The following is a 24,085-nucleotide window of genomic DNA, read 5'->3' on the forward strand; positions in this document are numbered from 1 at the left end:
TTATGAATAATATACCTATAAAAAATATTTATTATATGCTCTGTTATGCTTGGAATATAATTGACGAAATTAACGATATAGAATTTGGAGATGAAAAATTTGAAAATATTTATAATTTAATGGCTAAAATATTAGATTATTTTTTAAATAAACTTATAAAAAGAGGTTTCTATAAAAATTATATTCTAATTGAAGAAGATTTATCAATGCTTAAAGGAAAAATTGATTTTTCAAAGTCAATAAAAACTAATGTTATAAATCAAAAAAGATTAATATGTCAATATGATATTCTTTCTACAAATATTTTGTTCAATCAAATAATAAAATCTACGCTAAATAAACTTATAAATTATAAAAATATAGACGAAGAATTGAAAAATAAATTAATAATTTTAAATAGATATTTCATAAAAATAAAAGATATAAAAATTAATAATAATAATTTCAAATCGCTAAAATATCATAGAAATAATATACACTATAAATTTATAATTAATATATGCAAATTAGTTTATAATAATTTGATTTTAGATAAAAATTACAATGAAAATAGCGGACGATTTTATATAGATAAAAATGAAAATAAAACCATGCATAGAATATATGAAAAATTTGTTTTGAATTATTATAAAATCAATTATCAAAATTTTACGGTTAAATCTAAACCGATAAAATGGCAAATTAAAAATGATAATTTTAATTTTATACCAAATATGAAAACCGATATTACAATTTATAATAAAGAAAAATGCTTAATAATTGACACTAAATATTATAAAGAAATTTTGAAAGAACATAAAGGCAAAAAAATGATAAGACCATCGCATATTTACCAAATATACGCTTATATGAATAATATAAAATTTAAAGGAAATATAAAAGGAATTTTGCTATATGCGGGAACAAATGAAATAATTAATAAAAATTATCAAAAAGAAAAATTTGATTATAAAATCCAAGATAAATATTTTTCCGTTAGAATTTTAGATTTAAATAAAAAATGGGAAAATATTAAAAAACAATTAAACGAAATAGTGGAAGAGCATTTTAATATTGTTAAATAATAATCAAAATCTATGTTCCGATAATGTATATTATGTTAACTTGCATATATTTTATTATGTTAACTTATATATAAATTGTTAATAAATACAAAAAATATGATAATTTAATATAAACTATTAATTTAATAATAAGCCTTGTATTCTTTATAATAATTGATTTTTTTAATATATATAATATAATAAATTTTTAATTAAAATAAAAAATAAAAATGGATTTTAAAAAATGAAAATGAAAAAAATAATTTTAATTTTATCAATAATACTTGCAATAATATCTTGCGGTAAAGATGGCGGTTCAATTTACGCTATGCATAAAAGATATAATAATTTTATTAACATTCTGCCTAACGATATAAAAAACGATTATTATGTTAACTCTGAAAAATACGGCGATTTGTATAAAGAATGGATAAACGAATTTAATACTTGGACTACTAATACTATTAATAATGAAGATTTAGCAGTAAAAGAAATATCTTCAAGAATAACGCCCGATAAAATCGAATACGCTTTAGAAACTTTAACCGCCAGAAATTACGAAAGAAATTTACCAACAGAACTTATGATTAAAGTTAAAATTCATACTGATAATTTAGCCTTAAATATAAAAGAGCTTGAAAAAGAAGAAGAATTTTCAAACTCTATGTTTTCTCTTAAAAAAGACGAAGCGATTGAACATTTTACTACTGAAGAGACAATTTTTTATTATGTTTGGAATTATCTTATAACAATAGATAGACCTAGAAGATTTCAATAAAGTTAACATAATATTAAGAACTGCCTAATAAACCGCTCCCGATTCTAATCATATTTGAGCCATGTTTAATAGCGAGTTCATAGTCGGAAGTCATACCCATAGAAAGTATTGAAATTTTATTTTTATCAAATTTTAAATTAATATCTTTAAATATTTTATTAAGTTTTTCAAATTCATTTTCAATTAAATTTTTCTCTTCGCTATTTGAAGCAATTCCCATAAGTCCTTTAATTTTTATATTTTTCATTTTTAAAATTTGTTCGTAAATATTTTTATAATCGGATAAATTAAATCCTCCTTTTTGATTTTCAAAGCTTATATTAAATTGCAATAATATATTTTGAATTTTATTATTTTTTTGAGCTTCTTTATTTATTAATTCTGCAATTTCAACAGAATCAACGCTTTGAATTAAATCGGCAAACTTTACGATATATTTTATTTTATTGCTTTGAATTCGTCCAATGAAATGCCATTTTATATTAAGATTTTTATTAAATTTTTCAAGCTCCCCTACCCTATCTCTTAAACTTTGCGCCTTGCTTTCAGCTAAAGGCAAATCTAAATTAAGATTCAAAAATTCTTTTATATTTTTCAAAGACGCGTATTTGCTAACTGCAACAATTTCTATATTGTAATTTATATTATACTTTTCTTTTATGCGATTGATATTATTTTTTATATTATTATATTTTTGAAATATTAAATCTCTATTCATTTTAAATCCCGTTTAATTAGTATAATTATTTTTTTAAATTTTTCAATATTGTAATTATTAATCAATATTATCGACTTGCAATAAAATAAAAAAAATATATATTTAAATTTAGTAATAAAATTAAGGCATAAATACGGAGATTTAATAATGCCTATAGCCCCTTTAGATTTACAACAATTATACATGCAACAATCCCATATTGGTCGTATGGAGCATGTGAGAATGGCGGCAAGAACTATAGCCATGCAATCGGAAGATAAAGATATTCATAGAGAATCTTTTATAAAGGATTCTACGGTTGTAAAATCGGAAAATGTTTCGGAAGATAATAAAATTAAAGAAAAAAAAGACGAACAGAGAGGCAAAAAAGGACAAGGTTATATTTCGTATAGAAAAAAAAATAGAAGAAATATTATTTTAGACGACAATAACGATAATTCTATAATTGAATCTATAGAAATAAAAGAAATTGGAGAATCCGTGAAAGGTTCTAAAATAGATATTTTCGGTTAAATAATTTTGTATGCAAATTTTAATAAGCGTTATAATTAATATAATAATATTGGCGGTTGCTTTGCCGTTATTTTATATTTATATAGTTTCAAGAGCGAGAGAAAGACTTGAAAGAGAAACTACTTCAAAAGCGAGAGAAGAAATAGAAGCTTTGGTTAAAGAATTTAATAATATAGCTTTAAGCAGAATTTCAATACTTGAAGACGCTATAAACAGAGCGGACGAATTATTAAAAAAAATGAATATCGACAATCAAGATAATAATAATGAAGTGAAATCTAAAAATCATACAAATAATTTGAATATAAAAATAGAAGATATTGAAAATAAAATAGGAAATAAAGAAAACGAAATTCAAATTATAGAAAATAAAAATGAAACTAAAAAAGAAAATATTAAAGAATTTACTAGCGGATTAAATAAAGATTTTAGAGAAGAATTAAAAAATAAACTTGATATTGCATTTAAAAAAAATATTTATAATAAAATTGATAAAACTGAAAATAAAAACGATAATATTGAAAATCAAAAAACTATTAACGAAAATATTATTAAACTTTATAAAGAAGGTTTTTCAAAAGAAGAAATTTCAAAAAAACTTAATCTCTCTATAACCGAAATCGATATAGTTATAGATATGGAAAATATAAAAAAATAATGTATAATTTATATTTAATAATAAATAAAAATTTAAGTTAATTTAATTTTGCTATAAATTGTAAAATTAAAAAGGAGAAACAATGAGTAAATTTAGCAGAGTTTTATGGTTAATATTTGGAATAGCGCTTATAATATCTGGAATAATCGCAATATTTAATCCGCTTGAAACGGTTGTAATGTTGGCTTATATTATAGGTTTTCTAATGATATTTTCGGGCATAAGTTCTATATTCTATTTTGTAAGTTTAAGACATTTAATAGGTTCGGGAATTATTTTACTTGACGGAATAGTTTCTACTATTTGCGGTATTATAATAATTTCTAATTTATTAATAAGCGCTGCGACTATACCTTACTTTGTAGCAATATTTACAATAGTAAGAGGTGCGGTTTCAATAGCTTCCTCAATAGATTTAAAAAAGCAAGGATACGACAAATGGGGCTGGACATTATTCAGCGGAATACTAACTATAATAGCAGGAATAATATTAACATTCAACCCATTACTTGGAACGCTTTATTTAAGCATAATTTTAGGAAGCGGCTTAATTCTATACGGAATAGTAACGATACAATTATGGTTTGGTTATAAAAGACTTTTCAAATAATGATAATTGAGTTATTAAAATGTAAGAGGCTTTAAATATTAATTATTAATTTATTTAAAGTCTCTTTTTTATTATAATTAAAATAATCATAAATTAATTACCAAATAACTTAAATCTATTTTTAGGGCTGAATATCAAAATAACCTGCCCTATTATATCGCTTTCGTTTATAAGTCCAAAACTTCTACTATCCTCGCTTACAAAAACATTATCTCCCAAAACAAAATATTGCTTATGTCCGATAGTATAACTTATATTATCTTTTTCTTCAAAATTATAATATTCGTATTTTAAAAGATTATTATTTAAATATATCTCTCCGTTTATAATTTCAATTCTGTCTCCTTCTTTTCCTATAACTCTTTTTACCAAATTATTTTCTCCCATTCTAAAAACTATTATATCGAAATTTTTTATTCTGTTTAATATAAAACTTTTTTTAATTAAAAGTATTTCGTCTCCTTCGTCTAAAGTGGGCGACATAGATTTATTTGTTACGATATAAGTGTCGAAAAAAAATATTCTTATAAAACCCGCAATAAATATAGCAAGCAAAGACGCCGATATTATTTCTAAAATATGTTTAATATGTTTTTTGTTTATCATAAATTATTTTAATTAATCTTCTTTCATTATAGATTTTTTTAAATAATTGGATTTAAAAATAAAAATTTCATTATCTCTTAAAAACTGTTCTTTTTCTTTTTCCGATTTTAATAAAGCTCTCATTTCGTCTTTTGCCTTTCGCATAATCTCTCCGTCTTTAACTATATTTCCAATTTTGAAATCAGGAATTCCGCTTTGTCTATCTCCTAAAAATTCTCCCGAGCCTCTCAATTCTAAATCTTTTTCGGATATTTTAAATCCGTCAGTAGTTTCGCAAATAATATTTATTCTTTCTTTTATAGTGTCGTTAAGCTCGCAATGAATAATTAAATAACAGTATCCTAATTTATCTCCTCGCCCTACTCTACCCCTTAATTGATGAAGTTGAGAAAGTCCAAATCTCTCCGCTCCTTCTATAAGAATAACTGTGGCGTTTGGATTATCTATTCCGACTTCAATAACCGTAGTCGAAAATAAAATTTTAATCTCTCCATTATTAAATCTATTCATTATATATTCTTTTTCTGCATCTTTCATTTTTCCATGTATAATTTCAATTTCTATATCTTGAAAATAATCTTTTTTAGCTCTTTCAAATTCGCTCGTTAAAGTTATAAAATTAAAATCCGCATTTTCTATAAGAGGAAAAACTACATAACCTTGCTCTCCTTTTAATATTCTGCTTCTTAAAAATCTATAACAATGGTCTCTTTCGTATAATTCTTTATATTTAGTCAAAACTCCTTTTCTTCCAACGGGCATACTTTTTATAGTCGATAAATCTAACTCTCCGAATAAAGTTAAAGCCAAAGATTGAGGAATCGGTGTCGCCGTCATAAGCAAATAATCTACATTTTTGCCTTTAGATAAAAGTTTATTTCTTTGAGCTACGCCAAATCTTTGTTGTTCGTCAACTATCGCATAAGAAAGATTTTTAAATATAACCTCGTCATAAAGTATAGAATGAGTGCCGACTAAAATATCGCATTTTCCTTCTCTTAATCTTTTAAGCAAATAATTTCTTTCGCTCTTGCTAACCGAAGAAGTTAATATATCGACTTTTATAATATCTTCAAGTCCAGATTTTTTTATAATTTTTTTAAACGAATAAAAATGCTGCAATGCAAGAATTTCCGTAGGCGCTAAAAATGCAGTTTGAAATCCCGATTCGCATGGAATTAAAGCCGTTAAAAAAGCAACTATAGTTTTTCCAGCTCCTACATCTCCTTGCAATAATCTAAACATCTGCTTTTCTGAAAATAAATCTTTTTTTATTTCGTCTATCGTAGTATTTTGGTCTTGAGTAAGTTCAAAACCTAAATTAGATTTAACTTTACCAAGCAAATCAAAAGAATTGTATCTTTTTTCTTTTATAAGTATATTCGGTCTTCTCTCGCTTAAATGAATATATTGAAATGTTAAAAACTCTTCAAATACTAAACTTTCTCTCGCTTCGTCTAAAGCTTCAAAAGATATTGGAAAATGCATCTCCATAACTGAAGAAACAAAATTTTTAAGTCTGTATTTATTTTTTATAATTGAAGGAATATCGTATTTCATATTTTTTTCAAAAGTTATAAGTTCGTTTACTATTAAATTTCTTAATTTTCTTTGAGAAAGTCCTTCCGTTAAAGGATATATCGGAATAATTTTTCCGTAAGATGTGGAATTTGAAGAAGGTTTTTCCATTTCAATCATTCTGCATTGAACTTTTTCTTTATTTCCTCTAAGAAATTTTCCCGTTATATATATTTTATCTCCTTTAGAAATATCTTTAGGAAGCGCTCCACTATAAATAGGCACTTCGCACATAGTCTCGCCATCGCTAACTATTAATAAAGGTTTTTTTCTAAATCTATATACAAAAGCCGCAATATTAATTACTTCGGCTAAAATTACGCTATTATTTCCTTTATTTTTAAAAGCTTCGGATATGCTTAATATTTTTCTTCTGTCTTCGTAAGTTCTTGGAAAAAAAGTTATTAAATCGTAAACTGTAAATATATTTTTTTTAGCGAGTATATTTGCATATCTTGAGCCTACGCCTTTGCAATATTTAATACTCTTTTCAAAAATATCTTTGCTATAATCGTTATAATTATTGTTTTTTAACAAATCAAACTTCCTATAAAATAATTTTAATTAAAACATTATAGCATAATAAAAAAAATTATAAATATACTATTGAATAAATATATAAATATGTTATTATTATAGAATAGCATTTTATTTAAGGAGAAAAAAATGAGAAAGATAAAAGGAATATTTATAGAAAGCGATTCTTCTATATTAAGCAAATATAAAACTTCATTTGATGAATCATTTGATATAACTGTTTTTAAAGACTCAAACTCTTCATTGAGTTATATTATAGAAAATAATTTAAATATTTATTTTTATGTGGTAAGAATTTCTAACGAAAACGAAGATAGCGTAAAATTCTTTGCAGATAAAATAAAAGAAATAAATCCTCAAATAAAATTAGTTATAATAGAATCTGAAAACGGCGCTTTAGACGAAAAAAAATATAATGACGCCTTAATATTTACAAAACAAATTGACGCTGAACATATAGTTTCAAGCATTAAAAAATATATAGAAAATATAGACGATAATCAAAAAAGAAGACAATATTCAAGAGTCAATTGGCCTTTGCATGTTATAATTGGTTATAAAGATAAAATAAAAAATTCAATAGACAGAAATATTTTATCTATTAGCGGAAACGGGGCTTATATAAGTTCCGATACAAGTATTCCCGATAAAGGCGATATGCTCGGATTAACAATATCGTTTAAGGATTTTAAATTATTTACCGAAGCAAAAGTAGTATGGGTAAACGATGATAATAAAAAGCCTGAATTTCCTAAAGGTTTTGCAGTTCAATTTATAGATATAGGACCTGCATCTCAAAAGATAATAGACCAAATTATAAGAGATAAATTATTACAAGAAATATTAATAGAATATAAAGATGAAAACTTCTCCTGATAAATATAGGGAAATTATAACGAAAGAAAAAAATAAAATAAGAACTTTATTCAAAAGTTTAAGAAAAAATTTAGAGCCTGATTTTGTTGAAAAAAGAAGCGCTATAATTTATAAAAAATTCTTAAAAATTGTAAATTTAAATAAATTCAATTCTATATGCGTATATGTCGACTTTGATAACGAAGTTTCTACAAAAAATATAATAAATTACGCCATTAAAAATAATATAAAAGTTTCGATTCCTTATATAGTAGACAAATATAAAATGAAATTAAAATATATAAAAGATTACGATAAAGATATTAATAGAAATACAAAATTCGGAAACGGCGAGCCTTTCGATTATTGCAAAAATGCGTCAATAAAAGAAATATCTATGTTTATAATTCCCGCTTTGGCTTTTGACGAATATTGCAATAGATTAGGATTTGGAAAAGGATATTACGATAATATTTTGAAATTGAATAAAAAAGCTTTAAGAATAGGTTTAGCTTACGATTATCAAATATTGCCTAATCTTCCAAAAGATAATAACGATGAAATGCTTGATATAATTATAAGCGAGAATAAAGTAATAAAAGCGGATTAACTTTCGGGAACTTCTTCTTCGCTGTCATCGTCTTCTTCATTAGTAAATAATTTATCTAAATCTAAAACGACTAATAATTTATCTTCTAATTTACCTACGCCTTTTATATATCTCTGCCCTATTCCCTGAAGCATAGACGGAGGAGGCTGAATATCCGAATTTGATATAGATACAACTTTTGAAACGGAGTCTATCATAATTCCCATATCTACATCTTCTATTTTAGCGATTATAATTCCCGTATTTTTATCGCCTTCGGATTCTTCTAAATTAAATCTTTTTTTCAAATCTATTATAGGAATAATATTTCCTCTTAAATTAATAACGCCTTCTACAAAATACGGAGCGTTTGGTATAAGAGTAATCTTTTCCATTTTAATTATCTCTTTAGCTTGCATAATATCTATAGCATATTCTCCGCTTCCTAATCTAAAAGTAACTAAATTGGTAGATTCTTCTTCGACATCAACCTTTTCAATATCTTCGCTCTCGATAGGCTGTTGTTCCAAGTCTGCCATAATGCCTCCGCTTATTTTTAATCGTATTAATTCTTATATTTTATCTAATATTGATATTATCGGAACTATACGGTTATTTTTTATATTATAATTGGAGATGATGGGGTTCGAACCCACGACCCTCACGCTGCCAGCGTGATGCTCTCCCAAACTGAGCTACATCCCCACTAATTTTTTAAGTTTATAATATTATTTTATTATACTTTATATTTAAAGTCAATCATTCAAATCTATTTTGACAATTTGCATATATACAATATAATTATAAAATCATAATTGAGGATAAATATAATGAATATTAAAAATCTTATTTTGCCGAATTATTCAATAGGAATTGACGCATATAAAAATATTGAAGAAATATGTATAAATTACGGTAAAAAAGCTGTGATTATAGGAGGCGAAAAATCTATTTCCGTATCAAAAGACAGTATTTTAAAAAATCTAAATAAAATAAAAATTAACGGAATATTGTATTATGGAGGAGAAGCAAGCTACGAAAATGTGGACATTCTAAAAAATAAAAAAGAAGTTAAAGAAGCAGATATAATATTTGCAGTAGGCGGAGGAAAATCTATAGACACTTCAAAAACTTTATCAGAAACTATAAATAAACCTCTATTCGCTTTTCCAACTCTCGCTTCAAATTGCGCTTCGGCGACAAGTCTATCGGTTATGTATAATCAAGACGGTTCTTTTAAAGATTTATTTCATCAAGAGAAACCTCCAATTCATACTTTTATCAATTCCGATATTATATTGAATTCTCCCGAAAGATATTTTATAGCGGGCATAGGAGACGCCGCTTCAAAACAATATGAAACGGAATTTTCAATAAGAAACGAAAATTTAGATTATAATAATTTTCTCGGATATCAAATAATAAAAAATTGTTCAAACGATATTATAAAAAATGCCATTCAATCTTTAAATGATTTTAGAAATAAAAAATCGAGCGATATACTTGAAAGAGTTATACTTCATATAATATATACTACAGGTTTGACTTCAGTAACTATGAAAGACGATTATCATATATCTTTAGCTCATGCTATGTATAACGGACTTACTAAAATAAAATCAATAGCGGAAAATTTATTTCATGGAGAAATGGTAGCTTATGGTATATTACTTCTTCTTACTTTAGATAATAAAATTGAAGACAGAGATAAAGTTTTTGATTTTAATAAATCTTTAGGATTGCCTACCTCGATAAAAGATATTGGAATTAAAGATATAAATTTAGATAATAAAGAATTAAATTCAGCTTTAGATGGCGCAATGTCGGCTAAAGATTTAAATATAAGCCCATACAAAATTGACAAAAATATGATATTTAAGGCTATAATAGATTTGGAAGATTATAATAATTCAAAAAGATAGATAAAATTTTTAGTTTGTATAATTGATAATTAATAAAGAATTAAAAAAAATCTAATAAATGCTTGACAAAAAATAAAAGCCCTAATAAATTAATATTAAGGCTTTTTTATTTGTTATCTTAAGGTTATAATATAATTCCATTTCGGCAAAGGATATCTTCCCGTTTTTCCCACGCTTCTTCCGTTTATATCGGTAATTTCGGCTTCCGCGTAAAGTATATATCTTCCTTTAGGCAAATAACTAGCTCCAGCGATAGAAGAACTTCTACCCGCAAAATAAAATTGAGTTTGAGCTTGTCCGTCTATAACATATATTTTAGGTAAATAGAATATTAAATTTCTGCTTAAAATATTATAATTATCGTCTATTCTTCTAGCGTAAACTCTTATTCTTGCAAATTTTCCTTGAGGCGGAGTTTTTACGGCTAATGTAATTAATAGAGGATTGCTCCTTGAAGCTATAAATCTGTCGTTATAATTTATAATAAAAGAACTTATTCTTACATTTTGATTATCTACAGTCGAAGAAGTATTATCGTAAACATAAGGCGAATCTTTTTTAGGGAAAGTATTGACTTTAGGTTTAGTCGGAGCGATATCGGGAATATTATTAGTATTAACTTCGTATAATCCGTTATTGTCTAATTGAATAGGATAAGGTAAAGAATTCGTATCGATAGCCGCATTTGTATCAATCGGCGCTATATTATTGTTAGTCGATAAAAAATCTTTTTCTTCTTTCGTTATATTATCTCCGAATATATCGTCTATAGTAGTGTCGCTTTCAATTTCATTATTGAAACTTTCGCTATCTATACCGCTTACAGCTTCAAATCTCTTATTATTAAGAAAACTTCTTGTAATAAAAAATCCCGCCACTAAAATAGTAATAATTATAAGAATTATTATAAAAGGTTTTAATTTTGCTCTGATTTCAATAGGCATAATTCACATCCAAAATTTAAAATTATATGTATAATTAATCGGATAAATAAAAAATTATATTATAAAAAATATTATAAAAAATCATTGTTCGCAAAGAAAATTTTTAAGTTCCTTTGATAAATCAATATCCGCTAACTTTTTTAACGCTTTTATTTGTAATTGTCTCACTCTCTCACGCGTAATATTTAATTCTCTTCCCGTATCTTCCAAAGTTTTAGGCTCTTTTCCATATAAACCAAATCTTGAAATAATTACAATTCTTTCTTTTTCGTTTAATGTTTCTAATGCTTCGGTTAAAGTTTCTTGCAAACTATTTGTAAATACTTGTTGATAAGGAAAAGGAAAATCTCTATCTTCTATAGCCGAATTTATATTATAAGAGTTTATATCGTCATTAGAATCTTTATAAATAATATCCGAATTATATATTGCCCGAGTAAACATAGTTATTGACGACAATATTTTTCTGTCTATTTTCATTTCTTTTGCTATCTCTTCAATTGTAGGCTCTCTATTTAATTTTTGATTTAAATATTTAGATATTTGAACGCTCTTTTTAATTAATCTTGCTATATGCATAGGAAATCTAACTATATGTTTTTTGCTTGATATTTCTTTAACTATGCTTTGTTTTATCCACCATACGCCGTAAGTTGAAAATTTAAATCCTTTTCTATATTCAAATCTTTTTACGGCTTCTATAAGTCCTATATTTCCTTCGTCTATTATATCAATGAAAGGAACTCCGCTATTATAATATTTTTTTGCAACGCTTATAACGAGTCTTAAATTAGATTTTACCAATTTATTTTGTATCGCTTCTATTTCTCTATCAAGTAAAAAAGCTCTTTCGCATCCTTCTTCCAACTCTGCTCTCTCTTCTCTGCATGCTTCGAGTCTCTGCCATAAATCTAATTCTTCTTCTTTAGAAAGTCTGCGAATTTCTCCCATCTGTTTTAAATATATACCCAAAGGACTGTTATATTCTTCGTTGTTATTAATATATTCTTTATGCAATTTATTTAACCCAAATTAATAAATATAAACTGTTATATAATAATAAACGATTTTAAGAAATTTTCAAGTTGTATTATGATAATCGATTTTTATTTAGAATATTTTCAAACTTCTTTAATATAAACTTTATTCATTTTAGTGGGCTTTATAGGATTATCGTTATAATCTCTATCTAAAGCTACTATTTTATCGGCGACATCCATTCCACTTATAACTTCGCCCCAAACTGTATATTGTCCATCTAAATAAGGAACATTAGCGACACAAATAAAGAATTGAGAGCCTGCGCTATCTTTATGCTGACTTCTTGCCATAGAACAAATTCCTCTTTTATGCGAAATATCATTAAACTCCGCTGGAATATTAAAATCTGGTCCGCCCGTGCCATGCAAAGCTCTATTTGGTTGTTTGCTTAAAGGGTCGCCGCCTTGAATCATAAAATTTGGTATAACTCTGTGAAAAAGCGTTTCGTTATAAAAACCTTGATTTGCCAATTTTTTAATCGCTTCAACATGTTTCGGAGCTTTATCTGGGAAAAACGCTATCTCTATAGTTCCAAAATCGGTTTCTATAAATAAATGCTCTTTCATTTTAATCTCTCTAAATTTTAATTAATAGTTTTTATATAAACTCTATTCATTCTTGCAGGCTCTAAAGGATTATCGTTTCTATCTCTTTTTAACGCCACTATTTTATCAACCGCATCCATTCCGCTTACAACTTCGCCCCAAACCGTATATTGTCCGTCTAAAAAAGTGGAATCGGCAACGCAAATAAAAAATTGCGAACCTGCGCTATTTATACTTTGACTTCTTGCCATAGAACAAATTCCTCTTTTATGCGAAATATCATTAAACTCCGCTGGAATAACAAAATTCGGTCCGCCCGTGCCATGCAAAGCTCTATTCGGTTGTTTGCTTAAAGGGTCGCCGCCTTGAATCATAAATCCCGGGATAACTCTATGAAAAAGCGTTCCATTATAAAAACCTTGATTTGCTAACTTTTTAATCGCTTCAACATGTTTCGGAGCTTTATCTGGAAAAAACGCTATCTCTATAGTTCCAAAATCGGTTTCTATAAATAAATGTTCGTTTGAAGTTTTAGGTTTTTGAGCTATAAGCACAGTCGTAAATACCGCTATAGACAAAACCGCTATTATAATTATTTTTAATTTTTTTAACATTAAAATCCCTTCCCGCTAATTTTATTTATTAATCATAAAAAACGATAATATAAATTAATAATCGTAATTTTTTTATTAAAATTTATATCGACAAAATTATTTATTTATACTTTCATAACTATTTTTTGAGTCGTAAGTTCCTTTTCTTGTCTCGCCTTTCAAACTCGGTATAGTTAATATTTGTCCTTTTATTATAATATTAGGGTCTTTTATTTTATCTTTATTTGCTTCGTATATTTTTCTCCATAATCTTCCGTCTCCGTATATAAAATCATAAGAAGCAATAAGCCATAAAGAATCTGTATTTTTAGTTCTTTCCACAACCGTATAATATTGCGGGAATTCTCCCGTAAAAATAGTTTCTTTTGTGGTTTTAGTCTCCGCAGTTTTCATGCCTTTAGAATCCGTAGTTCCCATTGTATTAACAAGAGCGATAACATTTTTTGAATGCATTAAAGAATTTGAATAATCTTCAGCCTTCAAAGAATAACTAGCATTTGACAAAGATTTTGAAGCTTCGTTATATATATCGGCTTTTGAATTATTATAACCTTTTTCTTTAGCTTTATTTAATGATTCTTGAGCTTTTGCATAAGCAAGAGGCGCTTCCAATTTGTCCAATTTACTAACCGCAAAAGCTGCAGTCGATGAAGCGTTAATCCAATCTTCCTCTCCCAAATAGATATAAGCGCCATTTTGCAAATCTAAAATTTCCGTATCGTTATCGTCTCCGTTGGTTAAAACAGATTCTTTTATTAAATATTCTCTTCTTGAATCTATAGAAAGCAAATTATAACCTAATTGAGATTTTAAAGCGGAATCCTCATATTTAATTATCGTGTTGCTATAATCGTTATCGTTTGAAGCTATAGAAAATATACTTTGAGCGGACTCTATATCATCAACGGCTAACTTGTAAAGGTTTGAAGTTTTTTGATTAGTGTTGCCGCCTATTCCTTTAAATAAACTTAATTTTCTTTCGGCATCGATTTGACTATTTAAAAGATATCCGTAAACTTTATATTTAGATATAAATCTCTGCGAATGTTCTTGACTCTTTTTAGCAAATTCTATACTCTGTTCATAATCTCCATTTTCATGCGCTTCTATCGCCAATTCTCTATATCTTTGAGCTAATTTATAATCTTCTTCTATAGTGAGAGATTGTCCATAAGCCAAATATGATAAAGAAAAAATAAATAAAAATAATAGTTTTTTCATTTTAATTACTCCAATTTATAAATTAAATTTAAAATCTAAAAATTAATTATTATAATTATTAGTATAATATTTTTCTATTTCTTCCATCTCTTTAATTTTTAATTCCGCTTCTTTTATGTTTTTTGAACTTTCGTCAAATATTCCTTTTGTGGAAAAATAAGCCTTATTATGCAATTTTTTAGCCTGCAAGAAATAATTAACCGCTTCCTCATAATTATTTGTTCCAAAAGCTTCCACTCCGTTAATATAATATAATTCGGCAAGCTCGTAATTTTCCTTATCAATTTTATAAGCCTTTATATCTTTTGAATATACTCTTTCTAAAGTAATTTCTTCTTTTAAAGTTTCGGCATATTTTGGAAGTCCTTCATTTAATACGGTTTGATAAGAATTAGACGCCGTAGTCAATAAGTTAGCAAGTTTTTTAGATTCTTTGCTATTATTATCGTCTATCAATATAACCGCTTCGGAAAAACTCGCTTCCGCTATATCGAACTGCTCTTTTGAATAATCTTGCAATTCATACTTAACCGCTTTTTCTCTCAAACTTGAAGCGTCTTTATACTCTTTTAATGGCATAGTTTCGCCGCAAGATATTACAAAAATCAAAATAAAAATTAATAATTTTAACTTCATAAATACTCCTATAGTATAATATTAAATGTTATATCAATGATTATAAAAGTCAATAGTTTATATTTAATTAATTTATAAATTATTGCTTATTTCATACTATCTAATTCTTTTTTTATTTTAGCGTAAACTTCTTCAGGAGTTCCAACGCTTTCTATTTTTATTATTTTCGCCTTGTCTTTATCTCTGTAAAATTCTAAAACGGGCTTGCTCTGTTTTTCAAATACTTCAATTCTGTTTCTTATAGTCGCCTCGTTATCGTCCGCTCTTCCTCTCTTTAATAATCTTTCTACAATAATATCTTCTGAAGCGTAAATATCTATAACCGCGTTTATTTTATGATTTAATTTATTCAATATTATATCTAACTCTTCGGCTTGTTTCATAGTTCTCGGAAAACCGTCAAGCATAAAACCGTTTTTACAATCGTCTTTTTTTATTCTCTCTGCAAGCATATCTATAACCAAAATATCTGGCACTAATTCTCCCTTATCCATATGAGATTTTGCCATTTTTCCAAGTTCAGTTCCGTCTTCAATATTCTTTCTTAACATATCTCCCGTTGAAATATGAGCTATAGAATATTCCTTATGTATAAAAGCCGCTTGAGTTCCCTTGCCTACTCCAGGCGCTCCGATAAAAATAATATTAAACATATTATGCCTCCAAAAATATTTATTATATTAATAGTATATTAAAATAAAATATATTTGTCAAACATTAAACTAAATTTTTTTATCTATTATAAATTTTATAAATTACCATCTATACGAATAAGTTAAATTTGCTCCTCCTAATCCCATATTAAAAGCCAATTTTTCAACGCTAAAATTATTTTCATTTATCCAAAGCATATAATATATTCCCGTAGTTAAAGCAAAAGCGCTCGTTATAACCATACCCGCAATATAGAAATTATAAGCGGTTTTATAGCGACTCAAATCTATTGGCGGACTATTTGGAGCATTTTTATATTTATCGTAATAATTAACCATAGTCGTATCTAAAATTTCTTCGGCAAAAATATAACTTCCTAAAGTAAATACTCCCGCCGCAATCGTTAATCCTAAAAACACTTTTGTATTTCTTTCATAGTTTTTAAATATTCTATCAGCCAAAGTAGGAATTTTAATTTGTTTCATAGTAGGCTTTAAAAATAAAGAATTAGTGCTATCAACAGTAAAAACTCCATAATAATCCATATAATTTGAATTTGTTATTTTTATTGAATAAGTGCCAAATCCAAAATTTCTATCTATAATTGGAGAAGGGCTTTCTCTTATTCCGTTAATAACTACGGCGCTTTTTTCTTCTCCTGGAATTTCTATTTGAACTCTTGCAATATTAGTCATTCTGCTTAATGAAAAATTTAATTCTATATCTTCGCTTGGTTTTTCAAATGATAGCATCGTATCAATGGTTTCATACATATCTTTTTTTATAGTAAATCTATGGCTATTTGTAGTTAAAGCTGGAATATATAAAGTATCTCCGCTAACTCCCATTAAAATATTATCTATATAAATAAAAGAATTTTCAGGTTCTACATCGATTGATATTACTCCCGTTTTATCTAAATGACTTATTCTATTTGCAATATCCAAAGCGTATAATGGAATTTGCTCGTCTATTACCGCTTCCGAAAGTTCGACTTTATAAGAATTAATTTTTCTTTCTTTTATATAAGCGACATAAGTAGTAATTATAATATTTGGTCTTTTATATTCTACAGTTCCAAAAATAGATATATCCGAGTCTCTTGTAAAAACATAATCTTTAATATCTTTTCCAAAATATTCATAATAATTATATCCCGTATCGATTTTTTGCAAAAAGTCATTTGTATTTTTAACTATTACATTACTTCCCTTGTATTCTATAATAATTTCATCGTCATTTAAGAAAAAATATTTGCTTTCAGGTCCGACATATTTTACATTACTGCGAACTCCTCCCCAATTCGTATAATAAGTATATTCGTAATTTGTCGCTATAGTTTCGTTGCTTCCTTCTTTTGCAGAATAAATTATATTTGTAAATTGAAATACTTTATAATCGTAAGCTCTTTCAAAATTTACGGGAGTTAAATTTAAATTCGTTTCCGTTTGAAGTTTTAAAGTTTTATTATAATCAAGTTGATTTGCAATAGCATCGGCAACCGTAAAAGTTAAATAATTATAATTTGTATTTGCGCTTAAATTACTATAAATGTAAATGTCTATTTTTACTCTGTCTGAAGCCGTATAATAAGGACGAACTTCTTCCATAGAAATCGGTTTTCCGCCAAAAGAATGCAAAAAACTATATGATATAAATGCAAACGCAATGACAAAATATTTAATATGCATAATTATTTCTTCATTATTAATAAAGTAATTTTATATTAAAAAATATCTTTTATCAATATATTATATATAATAACAGAGTTTTAAAGATATAATAAAATATAAGTTAATTTAAATATCGATATTATTTATAACTATAATAGCATTTTTGACAAACTTCGGGAACGGTTTTATTTTTAACGGAATTTGCCAAATCGCTTCTTAATTTTTTTCTTAAAGATTTATATTCCGTTTGATTCCAAATTTCTAATATTGATTTTTCCATTATATTTCCCATTTTGCTTTTTCTAAAATAATCATTACAACAAATAAGTATATTTCCGTCTTTATCTATAACTGGGTTTCTTGTGCTATCGCAATATTTAAAAGGTTTCAATGTCTTAACTTCAATCGCTCCCGCTCTCGTGCTGAGATTTTCTAGATTTAAAGTTTGTATATGAAATGACGCTCCGATTTCTTTTTGTATCTCGGATAATTTTGCAAATAATTTTTCGGGATTTTTATCATGTATAGTTATTATAAATTGGTCTAATCCCGCTTCTTTATATTTTTTAGTATTTTCAATATTCAAAAAATCTCCGTTGCTATGCATCATAATTGTAGCTTTCGGAACTTTATCATGCGTATATTTTATAAAAGTTATTAATCTTTCGTCTAAAGTCGGCTCGTTAAAAAAATTAAAATTAATCCAACCGCTAAAATTCAATTTTGAAATATCGTCTATAGCTTTATAAATTATTTTTTCATCGGCATATAATTTTGGCGTTTCATAATGGCAATTTGGACAATAATGACATTTTCTATTGCAATAGGTTGAAGTTTCTATACTAATTCCCGTTAAAAAATTATAATCTCCGTATTTTAACAAATTTGATAATTTAGCATAAAGCGAATAAATTTTTTCTATAAAATATAATTGTTCCGCCGACATATTTGGCAATAATTTTTTAGCCGTATTTCTTAAAAATAATTTAATTTTTTTCATAATATAACCTCGTCAAATATGGCTCTGATTAACCATAGAATATAAAATTGTATTTTTCTATTTGAAAATAATTCTTTAATTTTGCAATGAAAAAATCGCCGAAAAAATTTATAATGCGGCGTTAGTGTAGTGTAGTGTAGTGTAGTGTAGTGTAGTGTAGTGTAGTGTAGTGTAGTGTAGTGTAGTGTAGTGTAGTTGCAAACTAAACATATAAAATTCCTACCTTATTTTTAATAATTAAATTATACAATATTTTTAAAAATATGTCAAGCATAAAATATACAAATTATTTTTATTTAATATATAATAATTAAATATTAAATTTTTTATTATTTTAGGAGAGAGAATTATGTCAACGGCGCATATAGAGGCAAATAAAGGCGATATAGCGGAAACTATACTTTTACCTGGCGACCCTTTGAGGGCAAAATTTATAGCGGAAAATTTTTTAGAAAATGTTATTCAATATAATTCCGTAAGAAATATGTTCGGTTATACGGGAAATTATAAAGGAAAAAAAGTGTCGGTTCAAGGCACGGGAATGGGAATGCCTTCCTGCGCGATATATTCTTACGAACTTATACATTTTTTTGGATGCAAAAATCTTATAAGAATAGGAACGGCGGGAGCTTTATTAGACAAATTAAAAATTGGAGATTTGGTTATAGGAATGGGAGCTTGCACAGATTCAAATTTTGCAAGTCAATACGAATTAGACGGAACTTTTGCGCCAATAGCAAGTTATGAATTATTAAAAAAAGCGGTAGACAAAGCGGAAAGCATGAAAATAAATTATCATGTGGGAAATATATTGTCTTCCGATGTATTTTACGGAGCGAATAATTCCACGATTGAATGGGCAAAAATGGGAGTGCTTGCCGTAGAAATGGAAGCCGCCGCATTATATATGAACGCCGCTTATGGAAAAGCTAACGCTCTTTGTATATTGACAATTTCGGATTCTTTAATTACAAAAGAAGCGACAACGCCCAAACAGAGAGAAAAAACTTTTACTAATATGATGGAAGTGGCTTTATCGTTAGTTTAACATTAATAAATCCTATAACTTATTAAAAAGCTATAGGATTTTATTAAAACAAAATATTTTAATTTATAAATAAATCATTAATATCAACCTCGTTTTCTATCATTTTATTCTCTCTCATAAATGATTCGGTTTTTCTTATTGAAGTTATATCTTTATCAGTTATATCTATATTAAAATCATACATAAGATACATTTCTTTTACGGCTTCTTCCGTTAATCCCGTTTCTCTTGCCGATATAGAAATTATCTCATCATAATTATTATTCATATAATCTAAAACTTCTATCTCGGCATTAATAAATGTATCAACTAACTCTTTATTATTATTGTAGAATTTTTCGCTTGTAGCCACAACAACTACTGGTTCTATAAGGCTCTCTCCCGTAGTAACTATGTTATATCCTTCTTTCGCCGTATTATAAGCAGAAGGTCCCGCCAATAGCGCCATGTCTACAGAACCGCTTGATAATGCAGCATAAGATTCTGGAATTCCCATAGATATAAATTGAATATCCGATTCTTTCAACCCCAAAGAATTCAAATAAGCGGCTAAAAGCTCATGTAGTATAGTTCCTTTAGGACCAGCAACTTTCTTTCCTATAATATCTTTAGAGCCTTTTATAATATTTTTAGAAAATATAACAAAAGATTTAGGTGACCTGCTATAAGTATTTATTATTTTTATATCCGCTCCATTTGCTTTTGCAAGTATAACGGAAGTAGAGCCGACAGCATATAAAAATTGTATATCGCCAGATGCCAGCGCTTGCGTCTGGTCTGGTCCAGTAGTTAATTCGGAATATACTACGGGAAGATTATATTTGCTAAAAGCGTTGCTAAATATAAATTTATCTCTTTCTACCATAGAAGGCACATTTAAAGGTGATTTAACATAAGTTAATGCTATTTGTTTAACTGAAAAATCAGACTTATTTTTACAGCTCAAAACTAATATGATACATAATAGTAATTTTAAAATATTTTTCATTTTTTGCTCCTTAAAAAGTTAATTTTTAATCGAATTTAAAATATCCTTTTTTAATTCTATAAAAAAAGGTGATAGTATATTTCTATCATAGTTTTCATGATTTAAGTCATATTCTTTTTTTATTTTACCTCCTTCAAATATAATTATTTTCTTTCCTAAAATTAAAGATTCGTCAATACTATGAGTGACAAATATTATAGATTTTTTACTATTCATACAAATATTTATAGTCTCATTTTGCAAAGTCTCCCTAGTAAAGTAATCTAAAGATGCAAAAGGCTCGTCCATCAATATTATATCGCTATCGTTAGCCAAAGCTCTTGCAATAGCTACTCTTTGCATCATTCCAAGCGAAAGCTGATAAGGATAAGCCTTATCAAAACCGTTCAATCCAATCATATTTATAAGATTATATATTTTATCTTTACATTCTTTTTTCTCCGATTTATTCATTCCAAAAGTTATATTTGAAAACACATTAAGCCAAGGCATTAATCTATGTTCTTGAAAAACTATAGATATTTTAGCGTTATCTTCGATTATTATTTTACCGCTATCTTGAATCTCTAATTGAGCTAATAATCTCAAAAATGTAGTTTTACCACATCCGCTCTTTCCAAGTATTACGGTTATACCTTCGGGAAAGGATTCAAAATTTATATTTTGTATCACTTTTATTTTTTTATTGTTAACAAAAAATGATTTGGAAATATTTTCCGTTCTAATTATCAATATTAACTCCTTCAGTATTATAGAAAGTAAATTTTCTTATAAAATAATAAAAAATTCTATCTAATAAATAACCTAAAATACCTATTGTAATTATTCCAACTATAACTTTATCCGACCTTGATAATTGTTGGGCATCAAGTATCATATAACCTAATCCGCTTGAAGCCGCTATCATTTCAGCTCCTATAATAGCCCTAAAACTATAACCAAGTCCTATTTTCATTCCCGCTAATATTTCAGGTAATGCACTCGGTAAAATTATACAAAAAAATATTTTAAACTTTGAGAAATTAAGAGAATATCCAACTTCTAAAAGTTTTTTATCAACCGAAAATATACCTTGTCTTATATTAATAAGTATTGGAAAAAATGAAGCAAGAACAATAATTATAATTTTAGATTTTTCGCCTATGCCAAACCATAATATTAATATTGCTATTAAACTTATAGGCGGTATATTTCTCATAAATTCTATTATATTCTTAAAATATATAAATATTTGGGGTTTTGTCCCAAGTATCATTCCAAATACAAAAGCTAAAATAAACGCTATAGAAAATCCAGTTAAAACTCTTAAAAGGCTTACATAAATATTTTTTATTAAATTGCCGTTAATAGTTTCTATATAGAATGTTTTTAATACTTTTTGAGGGGATGGAAGAACATATTCACTCCATATATTAGATTTGCTCGCTATAAACCAGAGTATTATAATTATAATTAATATCATATTTGATTTTATAAATTTCATTTTTTATCTATACCGTCTCCGTTATGGCAACCGTTATCGCAGTAAAGAGCCTCTAAAATTTTACTGTTCATGTATAATTTATTTTTAAAGACTTTCAATATATTATCCTCTCCTGTGACAGAATAAACCTTTTCAAATCCTTTAAAAAATCCAAGAGGAATGGGACTCGAATTTAGTTTTCTTTTTTTATTTTCATCCAATATTATATTATTTTCTTTTACAAATTCTATCCAAGTTTTAAAAATTAATCCTTCTATATTTAATGAATTTCCAAAATTGGATAAAGCAACACAAGGTGTTATTATAATTATATTATTTTCAATTTGAGCCTTTAATTCTATAGCAGTTTCTATTAAAATAGGATTAATATTAGCATATTCATAGCTATTATCATTATTATCTATATATTCATAAATTTTAGGGCATCTTGAATCAATTATACATTTATCAGAATTTAAATATTTTTTTCTATACTTATTTTTAACTATATCGGAACAGTTTTTATTAGGCAATACTATCTCAAAACCGTTTTTTGATAGAATATATTTTAAATATTCTATATCGTATTGAACCATTATAACAGGATTAACCCAAACATAATTCTTATTCATAAAATAACCTTAAAAAAATTGTTAGATAAATATAACATATATAAAAAAATTTGTCAATATAACATTAATGATCTACGCTTAATTTTAAACTCTAACCTTCCGATAATAAACCATAGATTTTATAAGGTTATAGTTTATGTATTGTAAGATTAGGGTTAAAGCGGGAATTTTTTACGGAATAATATTAATTGGAATAATATTTACCGTGTTTATATTTGTTTTTAGCCCTAAAGGTTTTGGAAATCTCGATTCAAAAAAAGAACTTTTAAAAATAAGAAAAGAAAAAATAGCGGAATTAAATAGAGAAAAAATACAAATTACAAGCAATATTGAAAGATTAAAAACCGACAGAGAATATATAATTTCTTATGCAAAAACTTTCGGATATTTAGACGGCTCAAAAAATGAAAAAATCATTAAAATTATAAAAGACGAAGAGGTTAAAGATTTGTCGCCCGCTCCAATTCAAAAATATTCTTCAGATAAAGAAATAGATATAAATATTAAAAGAATAATTATTTTATCTCTCGTGATTTTTATTCTATTATTTATTATATATTTTAATAGGCAAAAATATTCTTCTTCAAATCAAAATCAAAATATAAATAACGGTTAATTATCTCATTAAAGGATAACTTAAAGAAAACATAAATCCCGCGTCTTTATTTATCGGCTCGTAATACGGAACAAAATTAAAACTCATTCCCTCTTTTTTCTTTCCAAAAATTCTCTGATAACTGTCATAAGCTACAGCAGCGCCAAAAATTACTCCAGCTGTTACTTCAAATATTGTAGCCGAAATCCATAAAGATTTATATCTCGCTCGTCCTGTAGTCGAAGGCTGAACGAAAGTATTTTCTAAAGCGTCCAAACCGAATACTAAAAAAGAAGCGTAAGTATATGATAAAAAACTTGATAATATAAAAGTAACTTCCGTATATCTAAAAGGATGCGATTTATAAGGAGGCTCGAATATTATCGAAGAGCTAGTAACTCCTCTTTGATTTATAATATTAGTTCCTTGCATTTGAAAAAACGAATTTATATTATTTGTGTCTGTTGAATATTTTGAAGCCAATTCTTGCTCATCTTCAATAATAGGCGACTTTATAGCTTCATTAGTTCCAAATTCTTTCGCCGTATCCGCAAAATAAAAATCCGAAAAAGCAAATCTATTTATTATCAAAAATATTATTATTATAAAACTGTAAAATCTCATA

28 protein-coding genes and 1 tRNA gene are annotated in these 24,085 nt (G+C 26.6%); 10 read left to right on the plus strand and 19 right to left on the minus strand.

Annotation, left to right across the window (positions count from 1 at the left end; all coding sequences use genetic code 11):
- Positions 1-2: 2 nt before the first annotated feature.
- Positions 3-1,064, plus strand: coding sequence for a 5-methylcytosine-specific restriction endonuclease system specificity protein McrC (mcrC, locus tag EPJ79_RS01900; RefSeq protein ID WP_147738239.1), 1,062 nt, complete (start codon positions 3-5; stop codon positions 1,062-1,064).
- A 223-nt stretch (positions 1,065-1,287) separates the two neighbouring features.
- On the plus strand, positions 1,288-1,821 hold the full coding sequence (locus EPJ79_RS01905; protein WP_244289043.1) for a hypothetical protein: 534 nt from the start codon (positions 1,288-1,290) through the stop codon (positions 1,819-1,821).
- A gap of 13 nt (positions 1,822-1,834) precedes the next feature.
- Here EPJ79_RS01905 and EPJ79_RS01910 read toward each other — a convergent pair whose 3' ends face one another.
- Positions 1,835-2,539 (minus strand): YggS family pyridoxal phosphate-dependent enzyme, encoded by a 705-nt coding sequence (locus EPJ79_RS01910; protein ID WP_147738240.1) that lies wholly within the window; start codon positions 2,537-2,539, stop codon positions 1,835-1,837.
- 147 nt (positions 2,540-2,686) lie between these two features.
- Between EPJ79_RS01910 and EPJ79_RS01915 the strand changes: the two genes are divergently transcribed.
- From EPJ79_RS01915 to EPJ79_RS01925, 3 genes are all read left to right on the plus strand, one after another.
- Positions 2,687-3,052 carry a hypothetical protein gene (locus EPJ79_RS01915; RefSeq protein WP_021958195.1) on the plus strand — a complete coding sequence of 122 codons (366 nt, stop codon included), beginning with the start codon at positions 2,687-2,689 and terminating at the stop codon, positions 3,050-3,052.
- A 10-nt stretch (positions 3,053-3,062) separates the two neighbouring features.
- Positions 3,063-3,710, plus strand: a complete 648-nt coding sequence (locus EPJ79_RS01920) for a DUF6115 domain-containing protein (RefSeq protein WP_147738241.1) — start codon at positions 3,063-3,065, stop codon at positions 3,708-3,710.
- An 82-nt stretch (positions 3,711-3,792) separates the two neighbouring features.
- Positions 3,793-4,320, plus strand: coding sequence for an HdeD family acid-resistance protein (locus tag EPJ79_RS01925; protein ID WP_147738242.1), 528 nt, complete (start codon positions 3,793-3,795; stop codon positions 4,318-4,320).
- A gap of 93 nt (positions 4,321-4,413) precedes the next feature.
- On the opposite strand, the gene lepB is transcribed toward EPJ79_RS01925, so the two are convergent.
- Both lepB and recG read right to left on the minus strand, forming a co-directional pair.
- Positions 4,414-4,926 carry a signal peptidase I gene (gene lepB / locus EPJ79_RS01930; RefSeq protein WP_147544114.1) on the minus strand — a complete coding sequence of 171 codons (513 nt, stop codon included), beginning with the start codon at positions 4,924-4,926 and terminating at the stop codon, positions 4,414-4,416.
- Positions 4,927-4,938: 12 nt separating this feature from the next.
- The gene (recG, locus tag EPJ79_RS01935) at positions 4,939-7,041 is read right to left on the minus strand and encodes an ATP-dependent DNA helicase RecG (RefSeq protein WP_147738243.1); all 2,103 of its coding nucleotides are present in this window, start codon (positions 7,039-7,041) and stop codon (positions 4,939-4,941) included.
- Positions 7,042-7,170: 129 nt separating this feature from the next.
- On the opposite strand from recG, the gene EPJ79_RS01940 reads away from it, so the two are divergent.
- Positions 7,171-7,917 carry a PilZ domain-containing protein gene (locus EPJ79_RS01940; protein ID WP_147525728.1) on the plus strand — a complete coding sequence of 249 codons (747 nt, stop codon included), beginning with the start codon at positions 7,171-7,173 and terminating at the stop codon, positions 7,915-7,917.
- Complete coding sequence (locus EPJ79_RS01945; RefSeq protein WP_147735837.1) at positions 7,901-8,506, plus strand: 5-formyltetrahydrofolate cyclo-ligase; 606 nt, start codon at positions 7,901-7,903, stop codon at positions 8,504-8,506. The genes EPJ79_RS01940 and EPJ79_RS01945 overlap by 17 nt, the downstream gene beginning before the upstream one ends.
- Here EPJ79_RS01945 and EPJ79_RS01950 read toward each other — a convergent pair.
- Together EPJ79_RS01950 and EPJ79_RS01955 are read right to left on the minus strand one after the other, a co-directional pair.
- Positions 8,503-9,024, minus strand: coding sequence for a chemotaxis protein CheW (locus tag EPJ79_RS01950; RefSeq protein ID WP_021958066.1), 522 nt, complete (start codon positions 9,022-9,024; stop codon positions 8,503-8,505). The two genes, EPJ79_RS01945 and EPJ79_RS01950, sit on opposite strands and share 4 nt — an antisense overlap.
- A gap of 92 nt (positions 9,025-9,116) precedes the next feature.
- Positions 9,117-9,190 (minus strand) — tRNA-Ala (locus tag EPJ79_RS01955).
- A gap of 125 nt (positions 9,191-9,315) precedes the next feature.
- On the opposite strand from EPJ79_RS01955, the gene EPJ79_RS01960 reads away from it, so the two are divergent.
- A complete protein-coding gene (locus tag EPJ79_RS01960) occupies positions 9,316-10,407 on the plus strand; it encodes an iron-containing alcohol dehydrogenase family protein (protein ID WP_147738244.1) in 1,092 nt (363 codons plus the stop codon).
- A 113-nt stretch (positions 10,408-10,520) separates the two neighbouring features.
- Here the strand turns inward: EPJ79_RS01960 and EPJ79_RS01965 are convergent, their stop codons facing one another.
- The 9 genes from EPJ79_RS01965 to EPJ79_RS11790 form a co-directional block, all read right to left on the minus strand.
- The gene (locus EPJ79_RS01965; RefSeq protein WP_147525724.1) at positions 10,521-11,351 is read right to left on the minus strand and encodes a hypothetical protein; all 831 of its coding nucleotides are present in this window, start codon (positions 11,349-11,351) and stop codon (positions 10,521-10,523) included.
- 81 nt (positions 11,352-11,432) lie between these two features.
- Positions 11,433-12,368 (minus strand): sigma-70 family RNA polymerase sigma factor, encoded by a 936-nt coding sequence (locus EPJ79_RS01970; protein ID WP_244289044.1) that lies wholly within the window; start codon positions 12,366-12,368, stop codon positions 11,433-11,435.
- A gap of 104 nt (positions 12,369-12,472) precedes the next feature.
- The gene (locus tag EPJ79_RS01975) at positions 12,473-12,958 is read right to left on the minus strand and encodes a peptidylprolyl isomerase (protein ID WP_147738245.1); all 486 of its coding nucleotides are present in this window, start codon (positions 12,956-12,958) and stop codon (positions 12,473-12,475) included.
- A 17-nt stretch (positions 12,959-12,975) separates the two neighbouring features.
- Positions 12,976-13,551 (minus strand): peptidylprolyl isomerase, encoded by a 576-nt coding sequence (locus EPJ79_RS01980; protein WP_021959523.1) that lies wholly within the window; start codon positions 13,549-13,551, stop codon positions 12,976-12,978.
- A 96-nt stretch (positions 13,552-13,647) separates the two neighbouring features.
- Positions 13,648-14,772 carry a LysM peptidoglycan-binding domain-containing protein gene (locus EPJ79_RS01985; protein ID WP_147559507.1) on the minus strand — a complete coding sequence of 375 codons (1,125 nt, stop codon included), beginning with the start codon at positions 14,770-14,772 and terminating at the stop codon, positions 13,648-13,650.
- A 42-nt stretch (positions 14,773-14,814) separates the two neighbouring features.
- Positions 14,815-15,408 (minus strand): hypothetical protein, encoded by a 594-nt coding sequence (locus EPJ79_RS01990; protein ID WP_147525721.1) that lies wholly within the window; start codon positions 15,406-15,408, stop codon positions 14,815-14,817.
- An 86-nt stretch (positions 15,409-15,494) separates the two neighbouring features.
- Positions 15,495-16,061: an adenylate kinase gene (locus EPJ79_RS01995; RefSeq protein ID WP_021958076.1), complete on the minus strand. Its 567-nt coding sequence runs from the start codon at positions 16,059-16,061 to the stop codon at positions 15,495-15,497.
- A gap of 102 nt (positions 16,062-16,163) precedes the next feature.
- On the minus strand, positions 16,164-17,753 hold the full coding sequence (locus EPJ79_RS02000; RefSeq protein ID WP_147738246.1) for a hypothetical protein: 1,590 nt from the start codon (positions 17,751-17,753) through the stop codon (positions 16,164-16,166).
- Positions 17,754-17,874: 121 nt separating this feature from the next.
- Entirely contained in the window at positions 17,875-18,735 is an 861-nt protein-coding gene (locus EPJ79_RS11790) for a radical SAM/SPASM domain-containing protein (protein WP_147738247.1), read from the minus strand.
- A 349-nt stretch (positions 18,736-19,084) separates the two neighbouring features.
- Here EPJ79_RS11790 and deoD point away from each other — a divergent pair, with 349 nt between their 5' ends.
- Positions 19,085-19,783, plus strand: coding sequence for a purine-nucleoside phosphorylase (gene deoD, locus EPJ79_RS02010; protein ID WP_147738248.1), 699 nt, complete (start codon positions 19,085-19,087; stop codon positions 19,781-19,783).
- Positions 19,784-19,841: 58 nt separating this feature from the next.
- On the opposite strand, the gene EPJ79_RS02015 is transcribed toward deoD, so the two are convergent.
- The 4 genes from EPJ79_RS02015 to EPJ79_RS02030 are packed head-to-tail and all read right to left on the minus strand — an operon-like array spanning position 19,842 to position 22,865.
- Positions 19,842-20,771 (minus strand): ABC transporter substrate-binding protein, encoded by a 930-nt coding sequence (locus EPJ79_RS02015; protein WP_147717322.1) that lies wholly within the window; start codon positions 20,769-20,771, stop codon positions 19,842-19,844.
- A gap of 18 nt (positions 20,772-20,789) precedes the next feature.
- Positions 20,790-21,503: an ABC transporter ATP-binding protein gene (locus EPJ79_RS02020; RefSeq protein ID WP_147559503.1), complete on the minus strand. Its 714-nt coding sequence runs from the start codon at positions 21,501-21,503 to the stop codon at positions 20,790-20,792.
- A complete protein-coding gene (locus tag EPJ79_RS02025) occupies positions 21,493-22,254 on the minus strand; it encodes an ABC transporter permease (RefSeq protein WP_021957640.1) in 762 nt (253 codons plus the stop codon). The genes EPJ79_RS02020 and EPJ79_RS02025 overlap by 11 nt, the downstream gene beginning before the upstream one ends.
- On the minus strand, positions 22,251-22,865 hold the full coding sequence (locus EPJ79_RS02030; RefSeq protein ID WP_147738249.1) for a hypothetical protein: 615 nt from the start codon (positions 22,863-22,865) through the stop codon (positions 22,251-22,253). The genes EPJ79_RS02025 and EPJ79_RS02030 overlap by 4 nt, the downstream gene beginning before the upstream one ends.
- Before the next feature lie 136 nt (positions 22,866-23,001).
- On the opposite strand from EPJ79_RS02030, the gene EPJ79_RS02035 reads away from it, so the two are divergent.
- Positions 23,002-23,481 carry a septum formation initiator family protein gene (locus tag EPJ79_RS02035; RefSeq protein WP_147738250.1) on the plus strand — a complete coding sequence of 160 codons (480 nt, stop codon included), beginning with the start codon at positions 23,002-23,004 and terminating at the stop codon, positions 23,479-23,481.
- Here the strand turns inward: EPJ79_RS02035 and EPJ79_RS02040 are convergent, their stop codons facing one another.
- Positions 23,482-24,084: a hypothetical protein gene (locus tag EPJ79_RS02040; RefSeq protein WP_147738251.1), complete on the minus strand. Its 603-nt coding sequence runs from the start codon at positions 24,082-24,084 to the stop codon at positions 23,482-23,484.
- Position 24,085 lies beyond the last annotated feature (1 nt).

The sequence above is a fragment of the Brachyspira aalborgi genome (assembly GCF_008016455.1).
GTDB classification, from domain to species: Bacteria; Spirochaetota; Brachyspiria; order Brachyspirales; family Brachyspiraceae; genus Brachyspira; species Brachyspira aalborgi.

Bases quoted from the DNA above. Each gene is read 5' to 3' on its own strand.
- mcrC (WP_147738239.1), top strand. From the start codon at position 3: ATGAATAATATACCTATAAAAAATATTTATTATATGCTCTGTTATGCT.
- EPJ79_RS01905 (WP_244289043.1), top strand. From the start codon at position 1,288: ATGAAAATGAAAAAAATAATTTTAATTTTATCAATAATACTTGCAATA.
- EPJ79_RS01910 (WP_147738240.1), bottom strand. From the start codon at position 2,539: ATGAATAGAGATTTAATATTTCAAAAATATAATAATATAAAAAATAAT.
- EPJ79_RS01915 (WP_021958195.1), top strand. From the start codon at position 2,687: ATGCCTATAGCCCCTTTAGATTTACAACAATTATACATGCAACAATCC.
- EPJ79_RS01920 (WP_147738241.1), top strand. From the start codon at position 3,063: ATGCAAATTTTAATAAGCGTTATAATTAATATAATAATATTGGCGGTT.
- EPJ79_RS01925 (WP_147738242.1), top strand. From the start codon at position 3,793: ATGAGTAAATTTAGCAGAGTTTTATGGTTAATATTTGGAATAGCGCTT.
- lepB (WP_147544114.1), bottom strand. From the start codon at position 4,926: ATGATAAACAAAAAACATATTAAACATATTTTAGAAATAATATCGGCG.
- EPJ79_RS01940 (WP_147525728.1), top strand. From the start codon at position 7,171: ATGAGAAAGATAAAAGGAATATTTATAGAAAGCGATTCTTCTATATTA.
- EPJ79_RS01945 (WP_147735837.1), top strand. From the start codon at position 7,901: ATGAAAACTTCTCCTGATAAATATAGGGAAATTATAACGAAAGAAAAA.
- EPJ79_RS01950 (WP_021958066.1), bottom strand. From the start codon at position 9,024: ATGGCAGACTTGGAACAACAGCCTATCGAGAGCGAAGATATTGAAAAG.
- EPJ79_RS01960 (WP_147738244.1), top strand. From the start codon at position 9,316: ATGAATATTAAAAATCTTATTTTGCCGAATTATTCAATAGGAATTGAC.
- EPJ79_RS01965 (WP_147525724.1), bottom strand. From the start codon at position 11,351: ATGCCTATTGAAATCAGAGCAAAATTAAAACCTTTTATAATAATTCTT.
- EPJ79_RS01975 (WP_147738245.1), bottom strand. From the start codon at position 12,958: ATGAAAGAGCATTTATTTATAGAAACCGATTTTGGAACTATAGAGATA.
- EPJ79_RS01980 (WP_021959523.1), bottom strand. From the start codon at position 13,551: ATGTTAAAAAAATTAAAAATAATTATAATAGCGGTTTTGTCTATAGCG.
- EPJ79_RS01985 (WP_147559507.1), bottom strand. From the start codon at position 14,772: ATGAAAAAACTATTATTTTTATTTATTTTTTCTTTATCATATTTGGCT.
- EPJ79_RS01990 (WP_147525721.1), bottom strand. From the start codon at position 15,408: ATGAAGTTAAAATTATTAATTTTTATTTTGATTTTTGTAATATCTTGC.
- EPJ79_RS01995 (WP_021958076.1), bottom strand. From the start codon at position 16,061: ATGTTTAATATTATTTTTATCGGAGCGCCTGGAGTAGGCAAGGGAACT.
- EPJ79_RS02000 (WP_147738246.1), bottom strand. From the start codon at position 17,753: ATGCATATTAAATATTTTGTCATTGCGTTTGCATTTATATCATATAGT.
- EPJ79_RS11790 (WP_147738247.1), bottom strand. From the start codon at position 18,735: ATGAAAAAAATTAAATTATTTTTAAGAAATACGGCTAAAAAATTATTG.
- deoD (WP_147738248.1), top strand. From the start codon at position 19,085: ATGTCAACGGCGCATATAGAGGCAAATAAAGGCGATATAGCGGAAACT.
- EPJ79_RS02015 (WP_147717322.1), bottom strand. From the start codon at position 20,771: ATGAAAAATATTTTAAAATTACTATTATGTATCATATTAGTTTTGAGC.
- EPJ79_RS02025 (WP_021957640.1), bottom strand. From the start codon at position 22,254: ATGAAATTTATAAAATCAAATATGATATTAATTATAATTATAATACTC.
- EPJ79_RS02030 (WP_147738249.1), bottom strand. From the start codon at position 22,865: ATGAATAAGAATTATGTTTGGGTTAATCCTGTTATAATGGTTCAATAC.
- EPJ79_RS02035 (WP_147738250.1), top strand. From the start codon at position 23,002: ATGTATTGTAAGATTAGGGTTAAAGCGGGAATTTTTTACGGAATAATA.
- EPJ79_RS02040 (WP_147738251.1), bottom strand. From the start codon at position 24,084: ATGAGATTTTACAGTTTTATAATAATAATATTTTTGATAATAAATAGA.